The sequence below is a fragment of the Arthrobacter sp. SAFR-044 genome (assembly GCF_051965175.1).
In the GTDB taxonomy this organism is placed as follows: domain Bacteria; phylum Actinomycetota; class Actinomycetes; order Actinomycetales; family Micrococcaceae; genus Arthrobacter.
Genome location: NZ_JBQCMK010000028.1, coordinates 1 through 3,858 on the forward strand (window position 1 = coordinate 1; position 3,858 = coordinate 3,858).

Genomic DNA, 3,858 nt, shown 5'->3' on the forward strand with positions numbered 1-3,858 from the left:
GCTCCCCCACTCAAATCAAGTTCTTTGGCAACGGCTCCGAGCACCTTAGCGCTCGTTGCCAAGCTAACGTACGACGCGGCTCGCTTTTCCGCAAAAGCATTGCTTCGAGCCACATCAGCGGCTGGAACGCTGGTATTTACAGAAACGAAAAGGTGGCTGTTCGCCGTGTACAAAGGGGTCCGAACGAGAACTATTCCTAAAGCAAGCGCAAGCCCCAGCACGACGGCAGCAAGTATGCTGGGCCAACGTCGCCGTACGACCCGCAAGCAGAATTCCAGCTCCATCGCTTCCCCAGTATTTTCCGCACAAAAGCGTACCTGTGGGCACCGTTCATTAGACCACGCAGACGCTCTAAAGGCCAGACTCAACCTGACGAGTGAGAAATGAGCATGAAACAGGTGTCGAAGAATCACACGAGGATCGGCTGGGAAAGTCGCCGCAAGCGAGTGCGTCCGCAAGTTTGTCAAGGCGCTCTATCCCGGCGAGGGAGATCAGCTGGCGGAAGACGAACTCCAGACGTGGTTAAGGGCGTTCAGGCGCACGGAGAAAAAGCGCTACCGGACGGGGTGGAGCTGGGTGAGTGAGCCTGAAGTTTTCATTGCCGTCGGCACCACCACCGGGAAGGCAAAATTTTTCAAGAACCGGGATGAAACACACCAAGCGCTCCGCACTGATTGAGGCCATCGAAGACGGGCCACTTCAAAGCACGTATCTTATTGAGGCGTGCAACTCGGATGCAGCACCACCTATCAACTCAGCGGATCATTCAGTGGAAATTTGGAGAGAATGCCGCTGCGGCTGCAAGTGGGGAGTTAGGTATAGCGGTTCTAGTCTGTGCGGAGACCGTCACGCCTCAAGTAATTGGAAGGTTGGGCAGCGTTCCTGACTTGATGTGTCCCGGGTCGGGATCGCGGAGCATGACGTTGATAACCGCGAGCGGAAGAAAAATAGCCCACATATGTGCGGGAGCCTGAAGATAGGGATCGGTGGAATTGGCGATGAGCATAGCGACGCCCGCACAAAGGGTTACTGTCAACGTTGGATTCATATCCGGGCGGAGGCGAGAAGCTTTTTTAGCGGAGACAACCACCATAACGACGATTGCCGCGACGAGGAGCGCACCGATCACGCCTGTCTGCATGAGGAGCACGTGGTACTGCAGCTCGAACTGCCAAGGCTGGGTTTCGCTGCGAAAGTAGCCTGGAATAGTCGCCCCCAGTCCGTGTCCCCAAAGAGGCGACTGCAACCATGCCCGTGTAAGTTGGTCGGCTTGCTCGCTACGCGTCGACTGACTGGTGCTCACATCCACCTCGACGCCCGAGAAGAAAGATACGAGCGAACCCCCAGTGTTGACCACGATCGGGTTTGCAATAATGGCCGGCGCAACAAGGATAATGACGAAAATGGCGCCAATCCCTGCCGTTGCTTGGACGGGTGAAACAGCCGCCGGGCCCGGTCGCGTAGCAATGCGCCTCAATACCCAAGCAATCAGAGGAACCAGTACCAAGGCTAGTATGATGGCGCGGCGTCCACCCAAGATGGCCCCCGCGACTCCAGCCATCGCCGCCGCAGCCCGTAGGGGGAGGTTTGGCAATACATCGTCGCGCTTCACTGCCAGTGACAGCACCCACATTGGCGCGGACGCAGCAAGCGTTGAGAGACCGTAGAAACGGATCTCTGTTCCGTTGCCAATCTGACCGAACCCGGCCCCGGTCAGTTCCAGGACACTCGTCGGGATAACTTGGGGGATGACTTTCAACTCGCCACCGACGTACACCAGAATATAAAGCCCAGCGACCACCGTCATGACTGCACACGTGGTGAGGAGGGCTTTGAGGGTGGATTGGTCGATAGCCGAGATGCTGATGAAGTACACAACTGGGGCGATGACGAACACGCCTGCTGAATTGACCAGCCCCGGATTGTCCGCCCCGACGAGGAGCCCGAACATCCCCAGCAAGAGAGTGAAGAAGGCCACCCCCATGAGCGGCAGCGTCAGAACTTTTCGCTCGACCGCAATCGTCATCGTTGCGGCTCCAATCATCACTGCGAAAGTGACTACGAGCAACTGTCCCTGCGACACCGGCATCAGCAGCAGGAAGGTGAACGACGCGACAGCCAGCAAGCGCATTAACCTCGCCCCAACTGGTTTTCTCTCAGTCATGACCCCATGATAGGTACTGGCGCAAGTAACGGATCAGCTGAGATGATCCATATTTGCATGACTGCACTTGTTGCTGATTGTCCAGGACGAAGTGCGGCGAGACCAGCGGCATAAAGCGCCGATCACGCAGAACATTTAGCAAGAACCGTAAGCCGGGTGGACTCTCGCATTCATCTATCGCTGACTGCCGTCCGGCAAATACTGCTACACGTTTTCTAGGACGGCGCTAACGGGAATGGTGTGAGCCCGCACGATGATTAACTCAACGCGTTGGCCCTTCGGATGTCAGCATGAGCGATGCCCAGGTTATCGAGGAAACTACGGTGGCTCCAACAAATCCCCAAACCGCACCTGAGAGCCCGAAAAGTGCCGCGCCGCCCAGTGGACCGGCAATGATAAGCACCGTTTGTACAGCTCGACCGGTGCGGATCCCGTGCGCCGACGCATGCGCTCTACTGAGCAAGTAGTAGACGTGACCCAAGAAATTTGTGAAGACGAAAATTGAGCACGGCACAGCAAACGCAGAAAGCTCCGCGAGTGTCCCTTGCACCAAGTGAAAGTGACTAAGTGACAGAAGTACAATGAAACAAGCGACAGACATCGCCCCGCCAGCCGTGAGAACTCCTACCAGCAGCTTCAGGCCAGTTCGATGAGCCCTAGACATCTGAGCCAAATTTGGCCTTATCGGCTCGAGAAGAAGCTGAACTGGCGATGCAACGCTTGAAATGCCCCGATAAATTCCATATCCATGGGTTCCCAATCCGGGTAGTAATAGCATTGGCGACATAATGGCTCCCAAATCCATGAAGACTGAATCTGATAGTAGCGTCCGGATGGTTGACCACCTGGTCTTGCACCAGCGCGAGAGTGCCTTGACTGGATTCGACATGACAGGCGGTGAGATGATGAGGTTCGTTATGCCTGCGCCAATCCATGCGGCGGAATGTGACGTCAGGACGTTTACCCCAATGGCCATAGCGCCGAAGAGTGCGAAGAGAAAGACAGACAGGTAACACGCATCGGCCAAGAGTACGGACTTGGCATTGAGTCTGGCAGATTTGAAAAAGCGCACACCGAGCCGATAGATACCTAGCCCTATGGCTCCCGATGCAAAGAACGCCGGAACGACGCCTGGGTATATGAATAGGGAGACGACGAGTCCGACTGCAGTGAAGATAATCGACAAGCCAACGAGCGCCGACGAATACTCCGCCCAAGTGCTGTTTCCCTTGAAAGTACGCAGAAATGAATCACAAACCACAGATAGGCAAACCGACCAGCCGAGAGCAAAAACGGCGTATAAGAATGCGAATACACCGAACTCATGCACCGAGAAGAGCAAAAGTGCAGAAATTGTTGGTGCAATGTTTGTTATGGCGCCAAGGCCCGAGGACAAAAGTACTTGTATTCTACTCACAACACTTCTCACTTTAAGTTACAAGACTGAATTGCCTGGGATCGATGGATCAATGCCAATTCAAGTCAACGCTTGAGAACGACCTTGTTGCGGTTACTTACGGAGGGCCGGACACTTCGTCCTACGAGTGGTGAATGAAAAAGCCCTTGCGGGGCTGCAACCGGTGCGTGCCGTGGGCAATAGATCTGCCGCCACGGGGCCGTTCGGTCCTGCCGGCCTTGTTGACGACTACGCCCAGGAACGAGGTATTAATTGCATTCAGGGTCGCGACGGCTTG

2 protein-coding genes are annotated in these 3,858 nt (G+C 55.4%); both read right to left on the reverse strand.

What is annotated here, in order from left to right; genetic code table 11:
- Window positions 1-284 (reverse strand): Wzz/FepE/Etk N-terminal domain-containing protein (locus ACTHQS_RS20950; protein ID WP_440172714.1); only part of this gene is annotated, 284 nt, incomplete at its 3' end.
- A 569-nt stretch (window positions 285-853) separates the two neighbouring features.
- Window positions 854-2,164, reverse strand: coding sequence for a hypothetical protein (locus tag ACTHQS_RS20955; protein WP_440172716.1), 1,311 nt, complete (start codon window positions 2,162-2,164; stop codon window positions 854-856).
- Window positions 2,165-3,858 lie beyond the last annotated feature (1,694 nt).